The sequence below is a fragment of the Micromonospora sp. NPDC048986 genome (genome assembly GCF_040649335.1).
Classification (GTDB): domain Bacteria; phylum Actinomycetota; class Actinomycetes; order Mycobacteriales; family Micromonosporaceae; genus Micromonospora; species Micromonospora alfalfae.
On sequence record NZ_JBEZFJ010000001.1, the window covers coordinates 301,110 to 322,616 of the forward strand.

At 71.5% G+C, this 21,507-nt stretch carries 21 protein-coding genes; 8 read left to right on the forward strand and 13 right to left on the reverse strand.

Annotated features, from left to right (window positions below; genetic code table 11):
* Positions 1–38 precede the first annotated feature (38 nt).
* From AB0B94_RS01360 to AB0B94_RS01380, 5 genes are all read left to right on the forward strand, one after another.
* On the forward strand, positions 39–398 hold the full coding sequence (locus AB0B94_RS01360) for a hypothetical protein (RefSeq protein ID WP_357267076.1): 360 nt from the start codon (positions 39–41) through the stop codon (positions 396–398).
* A gap of 157 nt (positions 399–555) precedes the next feature.
* On the forward strand, positions 556–1,374 hold the full coding sequence (locus tag AB0B94_RS01365; RefSeq protein ID WP_357267079.1) for a hypothetical protein: 819 nt from the start codon (positions 556–558) through the stop codon (positions 1,372–1,374).
* A gap of 33 nt (positions 1,375–1,407) precedes the next feature.
* Entirely contained in the window at positions 1,408–1,749 is a 342-nt protein-coding gene (locus AB0B94_RS01370) for a YkvA family protein (RefSeq protein WP_357267082.1), read from the forward strand.
* Positions 1,750–1,780: 31 nt separating this feature from the next.
* Positions 1,781–2,188: a TIGR03618 family F420-dependent PPOX class oxidoreductase gene (locus tag AB0B94_RS01375; RefSeq protein WP_357267085.1), complete on the forward strand. Its 408-nt coding sequence runs from the start codon at positions 1,781–1,783 to the stop codon at positions 2,186–2,188.
* A gap of 223 nt (positions 2,189–2,411) precedes the next feature.
* Positions 2,412–3,056, forward strand: a complete 645-nt coding sequence (locus tag AB0B94_RS01380) for a C39 family peptidase (protein ID WP_238671346.1) — start codon at positions 2,412–2,414, stop codon at positions 3,054–3,056.
* Between the two features lie 10 nt (positions 3,057–3,066).
* Here AB0B94_RS01380 and AB0B94_RS01385 read toward each other — a convergent pair whose 3' ends face one another.
* Positions 3,067–4,470: an FUSC family protein gene (locus AB0B94_RS01385; RefSeq protein WP_357268372.1), complete on the reverse strand. Its 1,404-nt coding sequence runs from the start codon at positions 4,468–4,470 to the stop codon at positions 3,067–3,069.
* An 83-nt stretch (positions 4,471–4,553) separates the two neighbouring features.
* Between AB0B94_RS01385 and AB0B94_RS01390 the strand changes: the two genes are divergently transcribed.
* Positions 4,554–5,153 (forward strand): hemerythrin domain-containing protein, encoded by a 600-nt coding sequence (locus AB0B94_RS01390; RefSeq protein ID WP_357267089.1) that lies wholly within the window; start codon positions 4,554–4,556, stop codon positions 5,151–5,153.
* 62 nt (positions 5,154–5,215) lie between these two features.
* On the opposite strand, the gene AB0B94_RS01395 is transcribed toward AB0B94_RS01390, so the two are convergent.
* The gene (locus AB0B94_RS01395) at positions 5,216–5,398 is read right to left on the reverse strand and encodes an antitoxin (RefSeq protein ID WP_357267092.1); all 183 of its coding nucleotides are present in this window, start codon (positions 5,396–5,398) and stop codon (positions 5,216–5,218) included.
* 202 nt (positions 5,399–5,600) lie between these two features.
* Here AB0B94_RS01395 and AB0B94_RS01400 point away from each other — a divergent pair, with 202 nt between their 5' ends.
* Positions 5,601–6,701: an AI-2E family transporter gene (locus AB0B94_RS01400; protein ID WP_357267095.1), complete on the forward strand. Its 1,101-nt coding sequence runs from the start codon at positions 5,601–5,603 to the stop codon at positions 6,699–6,701.
* Here AB0B94_RS01400 and AB0B94_RS01405 read toward each other — a convergent pair whose 3' ends face one another.
* On the reverse strand, positions 6,702–7,355 hold the full coding sequence (locus AB0B94_RS01405; RefSeq protein ID WP_357267098.1) for an alpha/beta fold hydrolase: 654 nt from the start codon (positions 7,353–7,355) through the stop codon (positions 6,702–6,704).
* Positions 7,356–7,544: 189 nt separating this feature from the next.
* Here AB0B94_RS01405 and AB0B94_RS01410 point away from each other — a divergent pair, with 189 nt between their 5' ends.
* A complete protein-coding gene (locus AB0B94_RS01410; RefSeq protein WP_238671351.1) occupies positions 7,545–7,739 on the forward strand; it encodes a hypothetical protein in 195 nt (64 codons plus the stop codon).
* A gap of 72 nt (positions 7,740–7,811) precedes the next feature.
* Here the strand turns inward: AB0B94_RS01410 and AB0B94_RS01415 are convergent, their stop codons facing one another.
* The 10 genes from AB0B94_RS01415 to AB0B94_RS01460 form a co-directional block, all read right to left on the reverse strand.
* A complete protein-coding gene (locus AB0B94_RS01415; protein ID WP_238671352.1) occupies positions 7,812–10,184 on the reverse strand; it encodes a glycoside hydrolase family 65 protein in 2,373 nt (790 codons plus the stop codon).
* A complete protein-coding gene (locus AB0B94_RS01420; protein ID WP_357267102.1) occupies positions 10,181–10,984 on the reverse strand; it encodes a beta-phosphoglucomutase family hydrolase in 804 nt (267 codons plus the stop codon). The genes AB0B94_RS01415 and AB0B94_RS01420 overlap by 4 nt, the downstream gene beginning before the upstream one ends.
* Before the next feature lie 59 nt (positions 10,985–11,043).
* On the reverse strand, positions 11,044–11,508 hold the full coding sequence (locus tag AB0B94_RS01425; protein WP_357267105.1) for a DUF4442 domain-containing protein: 465 nt from the start codon (positions 11,506–11,508) through the stop codon (positions 11,044–11,046).
* A 61-nt stretch (positions 11,509–11,569) separates the two neighbouring features.
* The gene (locus AB0B94_RS01430; RefSeq protein WP_357267108.1) at positions 11,570–12,580 is read right to left on the reverse strand and encodes a hypothetical protein; all 1,011 of its coding nucleotides are present in this window, start codon (positions 12,578–12,580) and stop codon (positions 11,570–11,572) included.
* Positions 12,581–12,674: 94 nt separating this feature from the next.
* On the reverse strand, positions 12,675–13,973 hold the full coding sequence (locus tag AB0B94_RS01435; RefSeq protein WP_357267111.1) for an ABC transporter ATP-binding protein: 1,299 nt from the start codon (positions 13,971–13,973) through the stop codon (positions 12,675–12,677).
* A gap of 127 nt (positions 13,974–14,100) precedes the next feature.
* Positions 14,101–16,311, reverse strand: coding sequence for a bifunctional glycosyltransferase family 2 protein/CDP-glycerol:glycerophosphate glycerophosphotransferase (locus AB0B94_RS01440; RefSeq protein ID WP_357267114.1), 2,211 nt, complete (start codon positions 16,309–16,311; stop codon positions 14,101–14,103).
* A gap of 14 nt (positions 16,312–16,325) precedes the next feature.
* Positions 16,326–18,335 carry a DUF5941 domain-containing protein gene (locus AB0B94_RS01445; RefSeq protein WP_357268374.1) on the reverse strand — a complete coding sequence of 670 codons (2,010 nt, stop codon included), beginning with the start codon at positions 18,333–18,335 and terminating at the stop codon, positions 16,326–16,328.
* Between the two features lie 41 nt (positions 18,336–18,376).
* Positions 18,377–19,123 (reverse strand): ABC transporter ATP-binding protein, encoded by a 747-nt coding sequence (locus tag AB0B94_RS01450; protein ID WP_357267117.1) that lies wholly within the window; start codon positions 19,121–19,123, stop codon positions 18,377–18,379.
* A gap of 1 nt (position 19,124) precedes the next feature.
* Positions 19,125–19,952, reverse strand: a complete 828-nt coding sequence (locus AB0B94_RS01455; RefSeq protein ID WP_238671359.1) for an ABC transporter permease — start codon at positions 19,950–19,952, stop codon at positions 19,125–19,127.
* Between the two features lie 71 nt (positions 19,953–20,023).
* Positions 20,024–21,394: an L-serine ammonia-lyase gene (locus AB0B94_RS01460; RefSeq protein ID WP_357267121.1), complete on the reverse strand. Its 1,371-nt coding sequence runs from the start codon at positions 21,392–21,394 to the stop codon at positions 20,024–20,026.
* Positions 21,395–21,507: the final 113 nt, after the last annotated feature.

The window sequence follows — 21,507 nt, forward strand, 5'->3', positions numbered from 1 at the left end:
GTGCTGCGGTGGGCCGGGACGGGCGATAGGTTGGTCGGGTGTCGTCCGCAGCGTCTGTCCGCCCAGCCAGGTGGGCTGCGCTGCGGTCACTGCGGGAACTGACCCGTCTGGCGGTCACCGCGCTGGTGCTCGCGGTCGGCCTCGGTGCCGCTCTCGCCGCGACACCACCGCCCGCCCCCACGCAGCTGCGGCCCAGTACCGTGAGCAGCCGGGTGGCAGATGTCCGCCCCGACGCCGGCCCGGCCAACCAGCGGGCCGCCCAGCCCGCCGAAGCCCCGCCGGCCGGCACGTTCGACACCGCCACGGCGACCGTTCCGGTCGCGGCGGGCCCGGTGCACGTCCCGGCCATCGATCCCGGCCGTGGCTCTCCTGCACGACGCGGCCCGCCCGCCCGCTGAACCAGGCCCGGCGATCCCCGGGGCCCGACCCCGGCTGATCCTCCCGCACGGCACCTGACTTCGCCGTCGACGGGACCATCCCGCCACCGGGCCGACCGGTGCCGCCGCGCCTTCCTGCCGCCCGTCGATACCCGCCTTCGACCGCGAGGTGCTGATCATGCAAACCATCCTCTCCGCCGTCCTGCCAGACCTCTCCCGGGCCGCCGTCATCTGGCTGAGCCTGCTCGGGGTGGTGGCCGTCGCTGTCTCCGCTCTCCTGCTGCGGCCCGGCCGGCTCCGCTTCGACCCGGGCTCCCGGATCCGCCGCGCCGCCATGCCGAGCCAACTTGAGCAGGCGCAGGAGGAGCGGGAGCAGAGCCGCTACGCGCAGGAGGTCGCGGTGGCCGCGGAGCGGGCGACCACCACCGTGCGGCGCCGCCGGGCGGAGTGGGTGGCCGCGCAGGAGGCGGTCGAGGCGGCCTGGCTGGCGTACGAGGCGGCCGAGTCTGGCGTACGGCGGCTCGACGCGGCGGCCGCGATGCCGCTGCCGCACACCGCACGCACCCCCGCCGAGTACGCGGACCGCGAGCGCTACCTGCACCGGGCGGCGCTGGATGCGTACTGGCGGCGGGAGCTGTCGGTGGAGCAGCTCAGCGACGTCTTCGCGCACCGCGACGGCTGGGACCCGCGACTGCACCCGGTCGAGCAGGAGCTGGTGCTCCAGCGGGCGATCCGGGACAACCTGGCGGCCCGGCACTCCGCTGCCCGCGAGCGGGAGCAGGCCGCGTGGCGGGCGGCGGAGTTGGCGGTGGCCGCGGCTCGCAGTCTGCGCGAGGAGGCGCACGCCGCGACCGGACGACGGGTCGCCGAGTCGGCGTCGGTGCTGCCGCTGAGCGAGGTCGCCCGACCCGTGGGCGCGCAGCCCCGGGAGAACGTCGAGCAAACCCGGGAGAACAAGGTGACCGCGCGCGGCCGTGCGACGGTGCCCGCGTTCTGAGCCGCGCGGGCTCGGGTGGGTTAGCGTGACGGCATGTCCCGACAGGCGTGGGTCCTCGTGGTGGTCGCCAGCATCCTGGCGCTCGCCACACTGGTCGGTGCCGTGGTGCTGGCGGTGCGGGTGGTGCGCACCCGGCGGCTGCTGACCGGGCTGGGCGCGGGCGGCAAGGTCGCGTTCTACGGAGCGCTGATCTACACGATCTTCCCGGTCGACGTTCTGCCGGACCCGATCTACCTGGATGACATGGGGGTCCTGGCCGCCGCGCTGATCTACCTGACCCGACTGGTGCACCAACGTCGGGCGGCGGGCCGCCAGCTGCCGGGTCAGCCGGACGCCCCGCCGGATCGGGGCCAGGTGCGCCGCCGCGTGCCATGATCGAGGTCGGTTCGGTGGACAGGGGACGGGCATGGCGGGCGATCATCGGTTGGACGTGCACGATGAGCGGGTTGTCGCCTTCTGCGCCGAACGGCACCTGGCGACGCTGACCACAGTGCGGGCGGACGGCACCCCGCACGTCGTACCGGTCGGGGTGACTCTCGACCCGGCCGCCGGCCTGGCCCGGGTCATCACCTCCGGCGCCTCCCGCAAGGCCCGTCAGGTGGCGGCTGCGGGCGCGGCGGGCGCGCCGGTTGCCGTGTGCCAGGTGGATGGCCGCCGCTGGTTGACCATCGAGGGCCGCGCGGTGCTGCGGTCGGATCCGGCCGCCGTGGCGGAGGCGGAGCGGCGGTACGCCGCGCGGTATCGGACGCCCCGTCCGAATCCGGAGCGGGTGGTCATCGAGATCACCGTGACCAGGCTGTTGGGCAGCCTCTGAGCTGACCGGGTGTCCCCGATGACCGGTTCGGGTCGGGTAGGGACGCCGCACGACCCCGGTGCCCGCAGCCGGCGGAATTCTCCGTGGAGCAGAGCGGTTACGCCCTCGGTACGGCCAGGGCCGAGACCACAGATGGTCGGCCCCCGTGTTGCGCCGAGCGCCATTCCCGGTGCTGCCGCCCTCCGCTGGTCGGAGGCGCCAACCCCCGAACGGAGACTCGACAATGAACCCGATCGTCCAGAAGAGCGGTCTGTCCGTCGTCGGCCTGCTGGTCGCCGGGGGCTGCGCTCTCGGCCCGGCCGTGGCCGCGCAGGCCGCCCCGGCCCAGGCCGCCCCGGCCTCGTCGAGCCAGAGCGACAGGCACGCCGAGCGGATCCTCGGCGTCGACTACCAGGCCCAGCCGAACTTCTACTACTGCGGCCCGGCCGCGACCCGGATCGCGTTGTCCGCCCAGGGCAAGGCGCTGTCCCAGGACGAGGTGGCCCGGCTGCTCGGCACCACCGAGGCGGGTACCCCCTCGGCCCTGGACACCACCCGGGTGCTGAACGAGCTGACCGGTGGCAAGTACCGGACCACCGAGATCCGTGATTCAGTGGCCCGCCCCGACCAGGTCGAGCAGCTGCGCCGTGACGTGCTGGCCGCTGTGGACGCCGGCCGCCCGGTGGTGGCGAACATCAAGGGCACGACGGTGGACACCGACGGCAACCCGCACTCGTACGAGGGTGGCCACTACCTGACCCTCGTCGGCTACCGCGACGGTGGTGACATGATCCGCGTCGCCGACCCGGCCGACCCGGCGTTGGGCGAGTACTGGATGAGCCTGCCGAAGGTCGCCAACTGGATCGCCGAGCGCGGCTACTCCTCCTGATCAGGACGGTTCACCGGGCCGGCCTCTCCCGTGCGGGGAGGCCGGCCCGACCGTCGTTACGGGCCCGGGCGGCGAGGTGTGCGCGTCGACGGGCTCGGGCGGCCCGGGTCGGTCGGGTCCGGTGCAGTTGTCGGCGGACCGGTGGGTGGATCTCCGCCTCACCTGCTCCGGTCGCCCGGCGCACGATCCGGTTGGCGTCCTCGGGTTCGCAACCGGCGGCCCGCAGCAGGTCGCTGGCGGCGGTACGAAGTCCGGTGACGAGGGATTCGCCGAACGACTTGACGCCGGTCGAGGAGGCCCGCCCGGCCAATTCGGCGCACTCCTCGACCAACCGGCGGGTGCGTCGGGGGTCGTCACCGACCCTGCACTCCATCCGCATCTCCGCCACCGCCTGACCCAACCGGCCCATCGCATCCGGCAGCTCCGGCGGAATCGGCTCGTCGTACTGCAACGCGGTGGTCGACCAACGGGCCATGGCGCGGGTGTCCAGCAGCAGCCGTTCCAGGTGACCGGCGCTGCGGGCGTAACGGTGGTACTGCTGCCGACGGTGCCAGCGCACCGGGGCGATGGTCACCACCTCATCGGCGCCGCTCAACGCATCGTGCAGCCGGCCCAGGTCTCCCTCGGTGCTCCGGAGCCGCTCCAGGACGCCCAGGGTCCGCTCGCCGTCGCGCTCCCGCAGCGCCCGCGCCAGTTCGGCGAGCTGCTCGCAGAGGATCGCGAAGATCGGTGCCGCGGCCCGGTCCAGCACCCGCAGCGGGTTGATCGGCAGCAGCAGCGCGACCACCACCAGGCCGACCGCCCCACCGACGAGCGCGTCGAAGATCCGAGGTAACTCCAGGCCCCGTTCCATCGGGGCCAGCGTGGCGATCAGCACGGCGGTACCGCCGGCCTGGCCGACCAGCGCACCACCCCTTCCGGCCACCAGCAACGCGGCGGCGATGGCCAGCGCGACCACTGCACCGGTCTGCCACGGGCCCGAGCCAAGCAGGAAACGCAGCGTGTCGCCGATGATGATGCCGAGGGCCACGCCGCCCAACAGTTCAAAGGTGCGCCGCGCCCGCTGCCCGATGGCGGTGGCGATCGTACCGACGGCGGCGGCGGGGGCGAAGACGTGCGCTCCGGGGCCGAGCAGGTTCTGGGCGAGCAGGGCGGCGATCGCCGCGGCCAGGCCGGCCTGAATGGAGATCACCAGAGTGACCTCCCACTGCCGGGCCCGGATCCGGCCGGCCTCTCCGCCACGGTGCCGCACCCGCCGGACCGTCCGCTCGGCGGTCTTATCGAACCGCGACTGATCGCGGTCGGCGGTGGGGCGATCGTCGGCCATGGCGGCGGTTACCCCGGCGGCGGCGGGGCAACCGTGGCGGCCGGGCACCACCGACACCGCGCGCACCACCGGCACCGTCGGACGCATAGTCAACCGTAGGTTTGTGCAGCCCCACGGGGGTACCAGAGCCACACACCTCCCACCGTTCCGCAACCGGTAAGGGGCCGTACATGACAACTACACCGACCACGGACGACCATGATGCCGTCGACATCCTGGTCTCCGACCATCGTGAGATCGAGTCAGTCCTCGCCGAGTTGGCGACCCGGCAGGGCACCCCCGAGCACCGCAGGCGCCTCGCCGACGTGGTGATCGCCGAACTCGTCCGCCACTCGGTGGCCGAGGAGGCGTACGTGTATCCGATCGCCCGGAAGGTACTGCCCGACGGCAACGAGATCGCCGACCGGGAGATCGCGGAGCACGCCGACGCCGAGCGGACCATGAAGGAGTTGGAGTCAGTCGACCCGTCCGACCCCCGCTTCGACGAGCTGCTCGCCCAACTGACCAGCACTGTCCGACAGCACGTGGCGGAAGAGGAGAAGGAGCTCTTCCCCCGGCTGCGCGCGGCGACGGCGAGGGAGGAGCTGGTCGAGATCGCCGCCCGGGTGACGGTGATCAAGGAAATCGGGCCGACCCGGCCACATCCCGGGAGCCCGGTACACCCACCGGCGAACAAGCTGCTCGCCCCCGGCATCGGTCTGGTCGACAGGTTGCGCGACGCGTTGAGCGCCCGGCCCACCTCAGTGGACGAGCTACGCGACAACCACTGACCCGCGCAGCATCGGCCTCCCGGGTCGCCGACGGCTCGGCGGCCCGGGAGGAGCGCCTCGGGTCAGCGGACCTGGTCGCCCTCACCGGTGCGCGCCTGGGCCTGGTCCACGCCCTTGTCAATCTGATCGCCGTACCTGCCGCCGGTGCGCTTGTCGGCCATGTCGCCGGCCTTCTCCGCGCCCTGGTCGACCTGCTTGTCATGCTTGTCCGCGAAGTCCTTGGCCTTGTCCATGAAGTCACCCACCGCGTTCCTCCTCAGTCCGGTCCGTCCCCTTCGCGTTCCCTCGGCCGGACCACGCAAACGCCCGCCGCTGTGGACGTGATCCGCGAACTCCCGCCCACGTCACTCGGCCCGACGTACGATCCGCGCGGGCGACGGCCAGCGATTCGGGTGTCGGGGCACGACCGACCGGGTACCGACCTCGTCGACATCGAGGAGGACCGACATGGCCGCAGAGGAATCCGGACCGACAGGTGGCCCCGGGCCGCGCCAGACCTGGGCGGCGCTGCCGTGGCTGGTCCGGACCGCTGTGTTGTGGAGCGCCTGCCTGGTGGTGATCGCCGCGGGGCTCTACCTGCTCGGCCGGATCGCCGTCCTGTTGGCGCCGCTGGCCATCGCGCTGGCCGCCACCATCTTCCTCACCGCGCTGCTCGATCCGGTCCTGCTGCTGCTGCGCCGGTTGCGCCTGCCGGCGGCGCTGGCGGCGCTGTGCACCGTGCTGCTGCTGCTGGGCATCCTGGTCGGCGTCGGCGCCCTGGTATGGAACCTGACCGCCAGCCAGTTCGATCAGCTCAGCCAGGAGTTGACGCAGGGGGTCGAACGTAGCCGCGACTTCGTGACGTCCACCCTGCCGGTCAGCGAGGCACAGCTGGACCGGCTGGTCGACCAGGCCCGCGAGGGGCTCAGTGGCAGCTCTCCGGACCCGGTGGCCGGCGCCCGGACCGCCACCGAGGTGTTCGGCTCCGCGCTGCTGGCTCTGGTGCTGCTCTTCTTCCTGCTCAAGGACGGCCGGTCCATGTGGCACTGGGTGCTGTCCCGGGTGTCCGGCCCGAACCAACCAGTGCTGGCCGAGGCCGGCCGGGCCGGTTGGCAGACGTTGGGCGCGTACAGCCGGGGCACCATGTTCATCGCCGCGATCGACGCGCTGGGCATCGGGCTGGCTCTCGTGGTGCTGCGGGTGCCACTCGCCCTGCCGTTGGCGTTGATCACGTTCCTCGGCGGGTTCGTGCCGATCATCGGGGCGACGGTGGCCGGCGCGGTGGCGGTGCTGGTGGCGCTGGCCGCGAACGGTCCCACCACCGCGCTGCTCACCCTCGCGGCGGTGATCGCCGTGCAGCAGATCGAGGGCAACCTGCTGGAGCCGCTGGTGATGAAACGGCAGGTCCGACTGCATCCGGCGGTGATCCTGGTGGCGGTCACCGCGGGCACGCTGATCGCGGGCATCGCTGGCGCCTTCGTCAGCGTCCCGATCACCGCCGTCCTGTGGCGCGTCATCGACACCGTGCAACAGCGCCGCTCGGCCTCGGCTCTCCTGCCCTCGGACTGATCATCGCCGACCGAGGTGCGTGGTGAACCAGGTGCCAGCCTGATCGGCGACCTGCTCAAGGGTGCCGGGTTCCTCGAAGAGATGGGTGGCGCCGGGGATCACCCGCAGCTCGCCGACCTCACCCAACTCGGCCAGCGCCCGCTCGTTGAGCGTGATCACCTCTTCGTCGAGCCCGCCGACCAGGAGCAACGTCGGGGTACGCACCTGGGCCAGCGCGTCTTCGGCCAGGTCCGGCCGACCACCCCGGCTGACCACGGCTGCCACCCGATCGGCACGGGACGACGCCGCTACCAGGGCGGCGGCAGCACCAGTGCTGGCCCCGAACAGACCGATCGGCACATCGCCGGCAGGACGCTCGACGGCCAGCCAGTCGATGATCCCGGCCAGCCGGCTGGCGAGCAGCCCGATGTCGAAGCGCAGTTCGGCTGTGCGGGCGTCCACCTCGTCCTCGGCCGGGGTGAGCAGGTCCGCGAGCACCGTGCCGAGCCCACTGCCGTTCAGCGTCCGGGCCACCGCGACGTTGCGCGGGCTGTGCCGGGAACTGCCGCTGCCGTGCGCGAACAGCACCACGCCGACCGGCTGGGCGGGCAGCGTCAGGTCGGCGGGGAGTTGGGCGTCCCCGATCGGAATGGTCACGCTGCGCTGCTCGTCCATGCCCCACCTCCGCGTACTCGCCGGTGCTCCGGGTACCCCGCCCGCCGCCGGGCACGCACGCCGCGACGGCGTCACCCGGGCCGTGGGCCCGCCGCCGGGCCGCGTTTGCCCGCTGGGGCGCCGGGTACGCGACGAGCGACCGCAGACCGTGTCGGCGCAACCGCGCCCCGACGGATCGCGAGGATCGCCATGGCCAAGCAGCAGATTTCCCGGCAGCAGCAGCTGACCGAGCGAGCCCAGCGTGAACAGGACGCCGCGCGCAACCAGGACGTCGGGGACCAGGATTTCGGAGACCAGGCCGCTTCGGCCCGGCTGCCCGACGACCCGAAGGCGGCGGCGCCCCGCGACGCCATCGGACGTCCGTCGACCGGCGAGCCGGTCTGACCGACCTGGGCCGGCGAGCTGGTCCGACAAACAGCGCGGGCGGGCGGGGCGGGAGGACTCCCGCCCCGCCCGTCACTGTTCGCGTTCGGGCAACCGCAGCAGCGGAGACCGGCCCGGTGGTTGCTCGGGCGGCGGGCCGGACGGGTCGGCCGGCGGCACCGGCACCGTCACCGGCTCGTCGCAGGTCACCCGCAGCATCTGGTCGTGGTGGCGCAGCTCCACCACGTCGTCCGGGCCGCCGTGCCGCAGCGAGTACGTCGTCTGGTGCGGCCGGACGTCCACCCGCAGCGCCAGCCCCCGCCACTGGAGTGAGAACTCCAACCGGCTGAGTCGGCTGGAGAGCCGGGGGGCGAAGGACAGCTCACCGTCGTGGTCCCGTAGACCGCCCAACCCGCTGACCAGGGCGAGCCACGCGCCGGCCAACGACGCCATGTGCACGCCGTCGCGGGTGTTCTCGTTGAGGTCGTGCAGGTCCATCAGCGCGGCCTCACGCAGGTAGGTGTGCGCGAGTTCGGGGTGGCCCACCTCGGCGGCGAGAACCGACTGGGTGCAGGCCGACAACGACGAGTCGCGGACGGTGCGGCGCTCGTAGTAGAGGAAGTTGCGCACCTTCTCCTCGGGGGTGAAGGCATCCCCCCGCCAGTGCATGGCGAGGACCAGGTCGGCCTGCTTCACCACCTGCTTGCGGTACAGCTCGAAGTACGGGTAGTGCAGCAGCAGCGGGTACTTCTCCGCCGGGGTGTGCGTGAAGTCCCACTCCTGGAGTCGGGTGAAGCCCTCCACCTGCTGATGGACCTCAAGCTCCTCGTCGTACGGGATGTGCATGGAGGTGGCGGCGTCCCGCCAGCTCGCGGCCTCCTCGTCGGTGACGCCGAGGTGGAACGCCTCGTCCCGGTGGCGCATGACCACGTCGGCGGCGGCGAGCAGGTTCCGCTGCGCCATCAGGTTGGTGTAGACGTTGTCGTTCTTCACGGCTGTGTACTCGTCCGGGCCGGTGACACCATCGATGTGGAACAGCCCGTGCCGGTCGTGGTGACCGATCGAGCGCCACAGCCGGGCGGTCTCCACCAGCAGCTCCAGCCCGATGTCCCGTTCCAACTGGGTGTCCCCGGTGACCATCACGTAGCGGCGCACGGCGTCGGCGATGTCGGCGGCGATGTGGAAGGCCGCCGTCCCGGCCGGCCAGTACCCGGATGATTCCGGGCCGCCGATGGTGCGCCAGGGGAAGGCGGCACCCCGGAGGTTGAGCGTCTCGGCGCGTTCCCGCGCCGAATCCAGAGTGCTGTGTCGCCACTGCAACGCGCTGCGCACCGCGCTCGGCTGGGTGTAGGTGAGCACCGGCAGGACGAACATCTCGGTGTCCCAGAAGGCGTGACCGTCGTAACCGGGGCCGGTCAGCCCCTTCGCCGAGATCGGCCGCTGCTCGGCCCGCGCGCCGGCCTGCAACACGTGGAAGAGACCGAACCGGACCGCCTGCTGCACCTCCGGGTCGCCTTCGACCAGCACGTCGGAGGCGTCCCAGAACGCGTCGAGGTAGTTGCGCTGCTCCCGGTGCAGCCCGTCCCACCCGTCCAGCCGGGCACCGGCCAGTGCCGCGCCGACCTGGTCGCGCAGCGCCGGCAGGGACCGTCGACTCGACCAGCTGTACGTCAGATATTTGATCACCCGCAGCTTCTCGCCGGGCTGGAGCACGCAGGCGATTGTGGTGCGCACCCAGTCCTGGTAGCCCTCGGACTCGATTGTGGTGTGGTCCGGGCCGTGCACCTCGTGCTCCATCGCGGCGGCGACCCGCAGACCGGAGACCTTGGTGCGGTGGATCAGCTGGCCGCCGTCGGGGGTGGTCAGCTCCTCCTCGGCCTGGAGCGGCGACTCCAGCACCGCCGCGACCCGGGGGTCCTTGCTCTGCGCGGGCAGCGACTCGTTCGCCACCAGCTCGGACTGCACGATCAGCCGCAGCGGGCGGTCGACGGCCTCCACCTCGTAGCTGATGGCGGCCACGGACCGCTGGGTGAACGAGACGAGACGGGTGCTGCGGACCTTGACCTCCCGGCCGGCGGGCGAGCGCCAGTGCAGCTCCCGGTGCAGCGTGCCGGCCCGCAGGTCGAGGATCCGTTCGTGGGCGATCAGCTCGCCGTAACGCACGTCGAGCGGTTCGTCGTCGACCAGCAGCCGGATCAGTTTGCCGTTTGTGACGTTGACGATGGTCTGCCCGGACTCGGGGAAGCCGTAGCCCGCCTCCGCGTACGGCAACGGACGCAGTTCGTAGAACGAGTTGAGGTAGGTGCCGGGCAGGCCGTGCGGTTCGCCCTCGTCGAGGTTGCCGCGCAGGCCGACGTGCCCGTTGGAGAGCGCGAAGACCGACTCCGACTGGGCCAGCACGTCCATGTCCAGCCGGGTCTCCCGGACGTGCCACGGCTCTACCGGATAGGCGCGCTCCCGAATCATCCGGAGCCTCGTTCGGCGGCGAGCGGGTCGGTAGCGGTGCGATCCGGCGCCGGTGGGTCCGCGCGGTCGAGGAGGTCGGCGAGGTCCGTCACCACGATGTCGGCACCGTGGGCGAGCAACTCGTCGGCCTGCCCGACCCGGTCGACGCCGACCACGTAGCCGAAGCCACCCGCGCGGCCGGCGGCCACCCCGGAGAGGGCGTCCTCGAAGACGGCGGCCTGGGTCGGGTCGACGCCGAGCACCCTGGCCCCGGCGAGGAACGTGTCGGGGTGTGGTTTGCCGCGCAGTCCCTGCGCACGGGCGACCAGCCCGTCCACCCGGGCCTCCAGCAGCGGCTCGAACCCGGCGACGGCGACCACCTCACCCCCGTTCGCGCTGGCGGTGACCACGGCTCGGCGGAGCCCGGCGGCGGTTGCCGCCTTCAGATACCGCACGGAGCCCGGGTAGACCTCGACGCCGTCGGTACGCAGGCGGTGCAGCAGCAGGACGTTCTTGCGGTTGCCAAGGCCGTTGACGGTCTCGGCCTCCGGCGGGTCGTCCGGGCCGCCCTCGGGCAGCACGATCCCGCGGGAGGCGAGGAACGACCGGACGCCGTCGGCGCGGGGGCGGCCGTCGACGTAGCGGTTGTAGTCCGGGCCCGGATCGAACGGTTGGAACGGTTCGCCGGAGGCCGTGGCGCGCTGGCGGAGGAACTCGTCGAACGTCTGCGTCCAGGCGGCGTTGTGTACGCGGGCGGTCTGCGTCAGCACACCGTCCAGATCGAAGAGACAGGCGGTCACGTGAGCAGGTAGGCCCAGCACGGTACGAATCTATCCACCCTGCTGGGCACGCAAACCCATTTCGGCCGCCCTGAGGCGTTTCAGTTCGGTCGCAGCGTCCAGATCACTGTCATTTCCGAGGTGGGCTTGCCGTCCTCGGTGGCGATCTGGACCGTGACGGGGAATTCCGGGCGCCGACCGGCGACCAGCTCCTCGGTCACCTCGGCCGCGGACCGGCCGAGTCGCGCGGTGGCCAGCACCGGACCCATGGCGAGTTTCCGGTAGGCGATCTCGGCCCGGACGGCCAACGGCACGGCCCGGTCGAGTAGTTGCCCGAACGCGGCCAGCACCACCGCGCCGGAGGCCGTCTCGCCGAGGGCGAACATGGCTCCGGCGTGCGGGCCCCCGATGTGGTTGTGAGTGGCCGGCGAGTCGGGCAGCCGCACGACTGCCCGCACGCCGCCCTCCGCCTCGGGTGCCACCTCGACGAACTCGATGCCGAGCGTACGAGCGAACGGCACCGCTTCCAGCATGCCGGCCGCCACCTGGCGGGAGTCGATAGTCATGACCTGACGTTACTAATCGGTAACCAGGCCGGCAACCAGCTACTTGTCCGTCAGGGCCCGCTCAGAGGTTGCCGATGATGCGCAGGATCTCCGCATAGAAGTTGCCGTCGATGCTGCGGAAGAAGGAGAAATCCTGCCCCGGGTCGCCGAAGAACGGCCGCAACGTCCACGCCAGCTGGGTGCCGACAAACCCGAAGAGCAGGATCCAGATGTAGAGCAGTGTCATGCTGGCCGGCCGCTGCGTCGGCTCCCCGCGCCGGACCGCACGGCCGTCCCACGGGCGTTGCGCCACGTAGCCGGGCGGCAGCATGCCGGGCGGGAACGAGGCACCGGCCGGCTGCCCGGCCCACTGCGTCGGAACCGGGGCCGGGGGCGTCGCGGTGGTCACGGCACCGTTCGCTGTCGACTCGACCACGGCGGCCCCGGCCGGCACGGCGACCGGCTCGGTGCTCTGACCGGCGGCCGGCACGGCGGCCGGCGGCGGCCCGGCGGGCACCGCGGCCGGCACGGCCTGGACCGGCGCCGGGACGCTGGCCTGCTCGCCGACAGTGGCGTCGGCGGCCTCGGGCGCGAGCAGGCCGTGGTCGTTGAGCACCTGCATCCCGCTTGTCAGAAAGCGCAACCCGACCAGCGCCGACAGGGTAAGGATCGACACGTTGAGCAGCTTGAAGAACCCGTAGTCGTTGGCGGTGATCAGGAAGAAGAGGCTGATCGGCGCGAACGCCACAGCGAGCATCGAGGTGACGGTGATCGCCACCATCACCAGCGCCACCGACTGCCGCACCGAGAGCCGGGCACCGAAGACCAGGTTGAACAGGTACAGCGTGGGCAGGCAGATGACCAGGGTGACCAGGAACAGCAGCGGCAGCTTCAGCGCCGAGGTCAGCGCCATCAGCGGGCTGTGAAAGAAGCCCAGCACCGCCCCGTAGCAGGCCAACGCGATGGCGGAGCTGGTCAGCATCCGCCCGGTCAGGGCGTTGAGGTCACGTTCGGCCACGATCTGCTGCCAGATGCTCTCGCGATCCCGCAGGATGCGCTCGATGACGAGCGGGCTGGGACGGTCACCCGACACGGGTGCACCCCTCTCGGTGGTATTTCACAGTGGACTGGGTGGGCAGACGGTAGGGCACCGGGCGGCGGGCCCGCCACCCCGTCCGGGGACGTCGTCAGCGCCAGCCCACGTCGATCCGGTCGCCACGCTCGTCGAAGAAGTGCAGCGCGTCCATCCGTACCGAGACGGCGAGCGGGTGACCGGCGCTGACCGCCGGGTACGGCGCCAGCCGCACCGCCAGCTCCGCCGGACGGCGGTGGTGCCGGCCCGGATCGGGCAGCACGCTGGTCTGGGCACCACTGGACGGGGCCTCCTGCGCCTCCACCGGCTTGCCGGTGAGCCGCTGCATCACCGAGCCGAACCGACGCAGGCCTCGCTGGCCCACCGGCGGCGGTTCGAGTGGGGCGCCCATCTCGTCGACCACGATCGCTGTCGCGCCGATGTCGAGGAACGCCAACGACTCGTGCCCGTGGTGCTCCAGGTAGCGGATCCGCCCGCGTAGCACGTCGCCGGGGCTGTCCGGTGCGACAGGGGTGAGCGCCTCGGCCCGCATGCCGACAACGATCCGCTCACCGTGGTAGTGCGCCACCGCCCTACTGCGGATGTCGTTCCAGGGCAGGTAGAGCGACTGGTCACCGAGGTTCAGCGTGACGTACCGGTCGAGATGGACGTAGACCGACGCCTCCAGCAGGTTCATCCGCGGGCTGCCCAGGAACGCCGCGACGTAGAGCGTCGCCGGCCGGCCGTACACCTGGGTCGGTGTGCCCACGTCCTGGAGTACGCCGCGGCGCATGATGGCCACCCGGTCGGCCATGGTGAGCGCCTCGGCCTGGTCGTGCGTGACGTAGACAGTGGTGACGCCCAGCTCGCGGGTCAGGCCGGAGATCTCCGCGCGCAGCTCGGCCCGCAGGCCGCTGTCCAGGTTGGACAACGGCTCGTCCATCAGGAACAGGCCCGGTCGGCGGACGATCGCACGCCCCATCGCGACCCGCTGCCGCTGCCCGCCGGAGAGCTGCCCCGGCTTGCGGGCCAGCACGTCACCAATGCCCAGCGCGCTCGCCACGTCGCTGACCCGCTCGCCCCGCGGCTCGGGCTCGACCCCGGCCAGCCGCAGCGGAAACGCGATGTTGTCGCCAACTGTCATGTGCGGGTAGAGGGCGAAGTCCTGGAAGACCATGGCGATCCTGCGGTCGCGTGGGGGCAGGTCGTTGGCCAACTCCCCGTCGAGCATCACCGCACCGGTGGTCGGCTCCTCCAGCCCGGCGATCATCCGCAGCACCGTCGACTTGCCGCAGCCGGACGGCCCAAGCAGCACCATGAACTCGCCGTCGTTAACATCGAGGTTGATGCTGTCGACGGCGAGCGTGCCATCCCGGAAAACCTTGGTCACATCCTTGAGCGTGACGGTGCTCACCGTCTTCCCCCCCCAGCGCGCGTCGGCCGAACCCCACAAGACTGTGACCAGGATCATGGGTTTGTGACATCGGGTAAACGTCTCATGTTCGATCGATGACACTGCTATTACACGACAGAAGCGTCGATCAGCAGCGCGTGGACCTCTCGTCCGGCTCCCCGAGGAACACCTGCCGCACCACCCGCTCCGCCGCCCGCCCGTCGTCCAAAGTGCAGAACCGGGCCCGGAAATGCTCGCGGGCCTTCGTCGCCGCGTCCGAGCGCACCCCGTCGGTACGGAACAGGTCGAGCAGATCGGCGAACGTGCAGGCTACCGCGCCCGGCGGTTCGGCGGTGACGTCGAAGTAGACGCCCCGGGCCAGCCGGTACGCCTCCCAGTCCGGGGTGTACAGCACGATCGGCCGGTCCAACACCGCATAGTCGAAAATGGCCGACGAGTAGTCGGTGACCAGCACGTCCGCCACCAGGTAGAGATCCTCCACCCGTTGATGGCCGCTGACGTCACGAACCCGCTCCCAGTCCCTCGGCTGGCCGGGGCGTCGGTCCCGGTCGTGGAAGTAGTGGCTGCGCATCAGCAACCGGCCCGAGTCACCCAGCGCCTTGACGAAGCGGTCCGGGTCGAACGGCGGCCGATAGCCGGGCAGGTGCTCGCGGTGCGTCGGGGCGTACAGGACGACCTGCTCGTCGGGGTCGAGGCCGAACTCAGCGCGAAGTCGGCGCACCTCGTCCGGGCTGGCGGTGACCAGGCGGTCGTTGCGCGGGTACCCGACCTCCAGCGTGGTGTACGTGGCCGGGTACGCCCGGTCCCACATCTGGGTGGAGAAGCTGTTGGCGCTGACGCTGTAGTCCCAGCGGTCCACCCGGCGCAGCAGCCCGGCGAAGTCCATCCGGCCCGCGCCGATCGGGTAGCGCTGCTGATCCAGCCCCATCACCTTGACCGGTGTGCCGTGGTGGGTCTGCACGTGCACCTGTTCGGGTCGCTTCCTGACGAAGTCCGGAAAGTTGACGTTGTTGACCAACCACCGGGCGCGGGCGAGCACCCGGTAGTACGCCGGCGTGCCGGCCACCACGTACTCCACTCCGGCCGGCACTGTCTCCACCCGGTCCCGACGCACCACCCACACCCCGCGCACCCCCGGCGCCAACCGGCGGGCGACCTCGTAGATGGCCGCCGGGTTGCAGGAGTAGCCCCGGTACCAGTACGCCGCGTACACAGCGAGCGCCGGGTCGACCGGCCGCCGCAACTCGGCCCGGTAGTACTCGCGCAGCAGCCCGTCCCGGGTCAGCCGGGCACCGCGCCGGGCGACCGGGCCGACAGTGCGCCGCGCGGTGCGGGCCCGCCGGCGGGCGGCGTCACGGGCCCGGCCGGCGGCCCGCAACGCGCTGAAGGTGCGCCACCGGCCGGAGGCGACAAGCTTGTGCTTGATCCCCTCGACCCCGTCCGGTACCGGATAACCGCCAGCCGGCAGCCAGCGCTCGTAGTCGGCGGTGATCTGCGCGAAGAACGCCTCCCGCAGCTCCGGCGCGATCCGCTGACCGTTGCCGAGCACTGTCAGGTAGTGCCAGATCATCCGTTCGAAGACCACCGGCCGCAGGGCCTCCGTCGCCGACCCCCACGACTCCATCAGGTGGAACACCCGGTGCCACTGCGGGAAGACCTCGAAGTGCCGGTCACCCCGGGTCCGGGTGATCGCGCCGGCGCGGCGTTGGCGGTAGTTGACGCAGACCCGGTCCAGTACGCCGATCCGGTGCGCGGCCATCAGCACCGGGTAGCTGAACGAGACGTCCTCGTACCAGCCGGGCGCGAAGCGCAGCCCCAGATCGGTGAGGAACTCCCGACGGACCAGCCGGTTCCACGCGGTGTGCAGCAGGTGCATCGCCTGCGGCCGGTCCCGCAGGCGGAACGTGCCCGGGCCCGGCGACTCCGGAAACACCTCGGCCATCGCGCTGCGGGTGGCGGTGTCGTTCCAGTGGGTGCGGACGTGGTCGACGAGCAGGACGTCCGGGCGGGTGACCCGCAACCGTTCGGCGACCTCGGTCAGGCACTCCGGGGCCAGCCAGTCGTCGCCGTCGAGGAACCACACGTACTCGCCGACGGCCCGGTCCAGCCCGATGTTGCGGGCCGGACCGAGGCCGACGTTCTCCGACAGCCGGACCGAGTGGACCCGCTGGTCGCGGGCCGCGTACTCGTCGATGATGTCGCCGCTGGCGTCCGGCGAGCAGTCGTCGACGGCGATCACCTCGATGTCCGTCTCCGGCTGACCGAGGATGGAGTCCAGGCACTCCCGCAGGTATCCCTGCACCCGGAAGGCGGGCACCACGAAGCTGATCAGAGTCATCCGGCCGCCCTCCGTCAGCGCGGCGCGGCACCTCCAGCGCCCGCCGGCGCCACCGACGCCCGCGCGCTACGGGCCGGTCGCACGAACCAGGCCAGGACGACGCTCACCACGAAAACCACGAGAAGGTACGCACCGAGTGTAGCCAGTCCGATACCCGCAATACCGGCGATCGCCGCGAGGGCCAACAGCACGGAACGCCCCTCCCAGCCCAGCGTCGCCGCGTGCAGGGGCGGTGCCGCCTGACGCTTCTCCAGCCGGGCGGTCAGGTCGTAGTGGTGCACGGTGAGCACGAAGACGTACCCGAAGATCAGCCAGCCGGGTGCCGCACCGACCACCCCGACCGCGATGGCGAACAGGTACTCGGCGGCCCGCAACGCCGCCGGCACCAGCCAGTCCAGCGGACCGTTGTGCGCCGCCCCGGCGCCCAGGCCGCCGACCAGCAGCACCAGCAGCGCCACCGGCACCGCCCAACGCAGCCCGTCGGGCGCGTCGCTCGGCAGCGCCCAGACCAGCAGCACCGCCGGACCGAGCGCGGCGATCACCGCCAGGGTCAGCGGCCCCATCGGGCGGACCACCGGCAACCAGCGGGCCAGCGGCCCGTCGTCGCGGTGCAGGGTGGCGTCGACGGTGTCCAGCACCGGCACCCACATCCAGCGGGCCCGCAACGTCCGCAGCGCCCCCGTGTACGCGAACGCCAACACCCCCCAGACCAGCACGGCGATCAGGCTGACCAGCGGGTTGAACAGCGCCACTGTCAGCGCGATCAGCGCCCACCGCTCACCGATCGGGAAGACCACTGTCCGCTTCAGCCAGTACGACACCGACCCGGTGTCCGCCTGCACCCGGGTCGACGCCGCGTTGAGCCGGTCACCGATCCCACCGCTGGCGTTCGTCGCCGTACGCGGGCGGCGGGCAGCCTCGTCGTGCAGCACCCCGTACCAGGTGTCGGTCATGTGCCGGACGGTCTGCAACGTCATCGCGGCGATCGCGAGCGCCCACCCGTTGCCCAGCCCGGCATGGCTCACCCCGAAGCCCAGCCCGGCGTAGACCAGGTACTCCTTGGCCCGGTCCGCCATCGTGTCCAACCAGCCACCCCAGGCGCTGAAGTGCCGGGTGTAGCGGGCCAACTGGCCGTCCACGCAGTCCAGCACGAAGCCCAGGTAGAGCAGCACCGCGCCACCGACCAGCGCGGGCCGCCCACCGACCCCGAACAGCACCGCCGCGCCCAACGCGAAGAGCACCGAGATCACCGTCACCCCGGTCGGGGTGAGCCGGAGCCGGGCCGAGAGCCGGACCACGTACGGCGACCAGGTGCTGACGAAGTAGGTGGAGAAGAAGTCGTCCTTCTCCTTCACCGACAGCCGCAACTCGGCCCGGTCCTCGTCGACAGCGGTCACCGCCGCCTCGGCAGCGGTGAGCCCGGCCTGGTCCTCGACCCGGTGGGCGACGAGCAGGCGTACCCGCTGGGCGAAGATCAGGGTGCCGAGCGCCGCGAGACCCGCGAAGAGCCGGTCCACGGCGGACCCGGGGCCACCGGCCGCCACCGACCCCCCGGCCCCGCCGGTCACCGGCAGCGGCGCCACGTCGCCGGCCGGGCCGATCGGAGCGGCGACGGGGAGCATCCCGGACGTGGCGGCGCGGGCGGCGGCCGCGAGGGTCGGCAGATCGTCGACGCCGACCCGCAACGCGCCGCCGAACACGCCGGTGGCGGCCCCGTCGAGGGCGTCCAACGCGCCGGCGTCGACCACCTGGCCGCGCTCCTCCCGCACCGCCGTCCGACCGGGCACCGGCGGGTCACCGAGGACCAACGCCACAGTGGGGCCCACCGGGCTGGTGGCCAGGTGCCGCAGTACGGCTGTGTGCGCCACCAGGTCGGTGCCGGTGATCAGCACCGGGACGGTCGCTGTGGTGACCAGGTCGGACAGCTCGTCGAGGTTGGCGGCGAAGCGCACCTCGTCCGCCCCGGCCAGGCGCAACTGGTCGGCCAACCGGTCAGCCAGCGGCTCACCGGTCGCAGTGGTCAGGCCCGCCGCGGGCGTCCCGGCGGCGAGCACGATCGCGAGCGTCACCGCGGGACCGCTGCGTGGTACGCGTCGAGCGCCTCGGCGATGGTGCCGTCGAGCGTCAACCGGCCCGCGTCGAGGTACAACCCCCGACGGCAGAACCGGGTCAGGTCCTTTTCGTTGTGTGACACCAGCACCAGCGTGCGCCCCTCCCCGAGCAGACGATCAATAGTCGCGTAACACTTCTTGCGGAACTCCGCGTCCCCGACCGCTGTCACCTCGTCCATCAGCAGGATCGGGTGCGGCAGGTGCGAGATGATCGCGAAGCCCAGCCGCACCTTCATCCCCGACGAGTAGTGCCGCACCGACGTGTCGATGGCCCGTTCCACCTGCTCACCGGCGAACTCGACGATCTCGTCGAAGTGCCGCTTCAGATAGCTCGTCGACAGTCCGTGCAGCCCACCGACCAGGTGCAGGTTCTCCCGTCCGGTCAGGTCGTTGGAGAAACCGGCGGACAACTCCAGCAGCGGGGCCACAGCGCCGTGCACCCGGATGTCGCCCTCATCCGGGATGAGCACCCCGGCGATCAGCCGCAGCAGCGTGCTCTTGCCGGTGCCGTTGCGCCCGATCACCCCGACGGTCTCGCCGGGCTCGATGGTGAACGACACGTCCCGCAACGGCCAGAACTGGCCGGGCAGGGCCCCACGCGCACCCCGGTGGATGAACAGCTCCCGCAGCCGCAACTGGCGGCGACGGTTCCGGACGAACCGGATGCCCAGCCCGTCGGCCTCGATGATCGGCGCGGACACCTCAGAGCTCCTTGAGCACTGCGGGCTCCAACCGACGGAACGACCACCAACCGGCGGCCAGCACCAGCAGGCTGCCGACAACAGTGGTGGCGAGCAGCCGGGCGTCCGGGAACTCGTCCGGGTACCAGATCGCGTGGTGCAACTGGAAGATCCCGACCAGCGGATTCAGCTCGTACACCACCTTCAACCAGCCGGGCAGGCCGGACTCCCGGACCAGGCTGAGCGGATAGATGATCGGCGTGGCGTAGAAGAGCACCCGGATGATCAGCCGCATCAGCCGTTCCACGTCGCGCATCAGCACGTTCCACGCGGACAGCAGCAGGGCGAGCCCGGTCAACAGGACGGCCTGGACGGCCACCGCCAGCGGCAGCGAGAGCAGCGACCAACCCGGATGGATCCGACCGTGCGCCGCGTAGATCACCGCGATGGCGATCAGGATCGGCAGGCCGGCCGCGTACTCGGCGAACCGGCCGGTGACCCGACCGATCGGAAAGACCTGCCGTGGCACGTTCATCGTGGTGATCAACCGGGACTGGCCGGTCAGCGCGTTCGTCGCCTCACTCAGCGCCGAACTGGTCCACATCCAGGCGAAGATGCCGGTGATCAGGAACAACGGGTACGAACCGGCCGCCTCACCGAGGTGCCGACCGGTGTCCCGGGAATAGAGCACCCCGAAGACGAACCAGTAGATGGCGCCCATGCCGAGCGGCTCGATCAACGACCAGAAGTAGCCCAGCACCGACTGCTGGTACTTGACCGCGAGATCCCGCCTGACCAGGATGCGCAGCGAGTTGCGGTGCGACCACAACGCCGCGACGCCAGAGGTCACCGCAGCCTCCCGCCTCCTGAAACGGACGACAGGTTAGCAGTCGGTGAACGATTGCCCCGAATCGACCGGACTCAGCACTCGATCACGTTGACGGCCAAACCGCCACGCGCCGTCTCCTTGTACTTGACCTTCATGTCGGCGCCCGTCTCCCGCATGGTCTTGATGACCTTGTCCAGCGACACCTTGTGCACCCCGTCGCCGCGCAGCGCCAGCCGGGCGGCCGTGATCGCCTTGATGCTAGCCACCGCGTTCCGCTCGATGCAGGGGATCTGCACCAGGCCACCCACCGGGTCACAGGTCAACCCGAGGTTGTGCTCCATCCCGATCTCGGCCGCGTTCTCCACCTGCTCCGGGGTGCCACCGAGCGCCTCGGCCAGCCCCGCCGCCGCCATCGAGCACGCCGAACCGACCTCACCCTGGCAGCCCACCTCGGCGCCCGAGATCGAGGCGTTCTCCTTGAACAGCACACCGATCGCACCCGCCGTCAGCAGGAACCGCACCACACCCTCGTCATCGGCGTCCGGCACGAACCGGGTGTAGTAGTGCAGCACCGCCGGAATGATCCCGGCCGCGCCGTTGGTCGGCGCGGTGACCACCCGGCCGCCAGCGGCGTTCTCCTCGTTGACCGCGAGCGCGAACAGCGTCACCCAGTCCATCGCGTGCAGCGGGTCCGCCGACCCGGCCTCCGCCTCCAGACCACGCCGCAGCTCCGCCGCCCGCCGCCGAACCTTCAACCCCCCAGGGAGTACGCCGTCCCGCTCGCAGCCGCGCCGCACGCACTCCTGCATCACCCGCCAGATCTCCAGCAGACCAGCCCGGATGTCCGCCTCGCTGCGCCAGGAACGCTCGTTGGCCAGCATCACCTCGCTGATCGACAGCCCGGTGCGGGTGGTGATGTCGAGGAGTTGCGCCCCGGTCAGGAAGGGATACCGCACCACGGTGTTGTCCGGCTTGATCCGGTCCGCCCCGGCCGCCGCCTCGTCCACCACGAACCCGCCACCGACGGAGTAGTAGGTGCGGCTGCGCAGCTCGACGCCGGCCCCGTCGTACGCCACGAAGGTCATCCCGTTCGGGTGGTACGGCAACGACCGGCGGCGGTGCAGCGTCAGGTCCCGATCCGGGTCAAAATCGATCTCGTGCGCGTCGAGGATGTTGATCCGCCGCTCGGCCCGGATCCGCTCGACCCGAGGACCGACAGTGTCAGTGTCGACAGTCTCCGGCGACTCGCCGGACAACCCGAGCAGCACCGCCGGACCGCTGCCGTGGCCATGCCCGGTCGCACCCAGCGAGCCGAACAGCTCGGCCTGCACCCGCGCCGTGTCGCTGAGCAGCCCGTCGGCCTTCAGCCCACCAACGAACGTCCGCGCGGCCCGCATCGGCCCCACTGTGTGAGAGCTGGACGGCCCGATACCGACGCTGAAGAGGTCGAAAACACTGATCATGGCTGCGCTTCCTCGCCGTCGTCCCGGCGTACGGGACCCGGCCGGGTCGTGACCGCCGGTCTGGCGGCCCCGCTCGTTACCGTCCGGGGTATGGGGTGCCGGCCCTCCGGGGT

What these genes read in the sequence shown, in the direction of transcription:
- AB0B94_RS01440 (WP_357267114.1), bottom strand. Translation starts at nt 16,311, where the DNA reads ATGACTCTGATCAGCTTCGTGGTGCCCGCCTTCCGGGTGCAGGGATAC.
- AB0B94_RS01380 (WP_238671346.1), top strand. Translation starts at nt 2,412, where the DNA reads ATGAACCCGATCGTCCAGAAGAGCGGTCTGTCCGTCGTCGGCCTGCTG.
- AB0B94_RS01410 (WP_238671351.1), top strand. Translation starts at nt 7,545, where the DNA reads ATGGCCAAGCAGCAGATTTCCCGGCAGCAGCAGCTGACCGAGCGAGCC.
- AB0B94_RS01405 (WP_357267098.1), bottom strand. Translation starts at nt 7,355, where the DNA reads ATGGACGAGCAGCGCAGCGTGACCATTCCGATCGGGGACGCCCAACTC.
- AB0B94_RS01390 (WP_357267089.1), top strand. Translation starts at nt 4,554, where the DNA reads ATGACAACTACACCGACCACGGACGACCATGATGCCGTCGACATCCTG.
- AB0B94_RS01370 (WP_357267082.1), top strand. Translation starts at nt 1,408, where the DNA reads ATGTCCCGACAGGCGTGGGTCCTCGTGGTGGTCGCCAGCATCCTGGCG.
- AB0B94_RS01375 (WP_357267085.1), top strand. Translation starts at nt 1,781, where the DNA reads ATGGCGGGCGATCATCGGTTGGACGTGCACGATGAGCGGGTTGTCGCC.
- AB0B94_RS01415 (WP_238671352.1), bottom strand. Translation starts at nt 10,184, where the DNA reads ATGATTCGGGAGCGCGCCTATCCGGTAGAGCCGTGGCACGTCCGGGAG.
- AB0B94_RS01460 (WP_357267121.1), bottom strand. Translation starts at nt 21,394, where the DNA reads ATGATCAGTGTTTTCGACCTCTTCAGCGTCGGTATCGGGCCGTCCAGC.
- AB0B94_RS01425 (WP_357267105.1), bottom strand. Translation starts at nt 11,508, where the DNA reads ATGACTATCGACTCCCGCCAGGTGGCGGCCGGCATGCTGGAAGCGGTG.
- AB0B94_RS01385 (WP_357268372.1), bottom strand. Translation starts at nt 4,470, where the DNA reads ATGCGTCCGACGGTGCCGGTGGTGCGCGCGGTGTCGGTGGTGCCCGGC.
- AB0B94_RS01400 (WP_357267095.1), top strand. Translation starts at nt 5,601, where the DNA reads ATGGCCGCAGAGGAATCCGGACCGACAGGTGGCCCCGGGCCGCGCCAG.
- AB0B94_RS01365 (WP_357267079.1), top strand. Translation starts at nt 556, where the DNA reads ATGCAAACCATCCTCTCCGCCGTCCTGCCAGACCTCTCCCGGGCCGCC.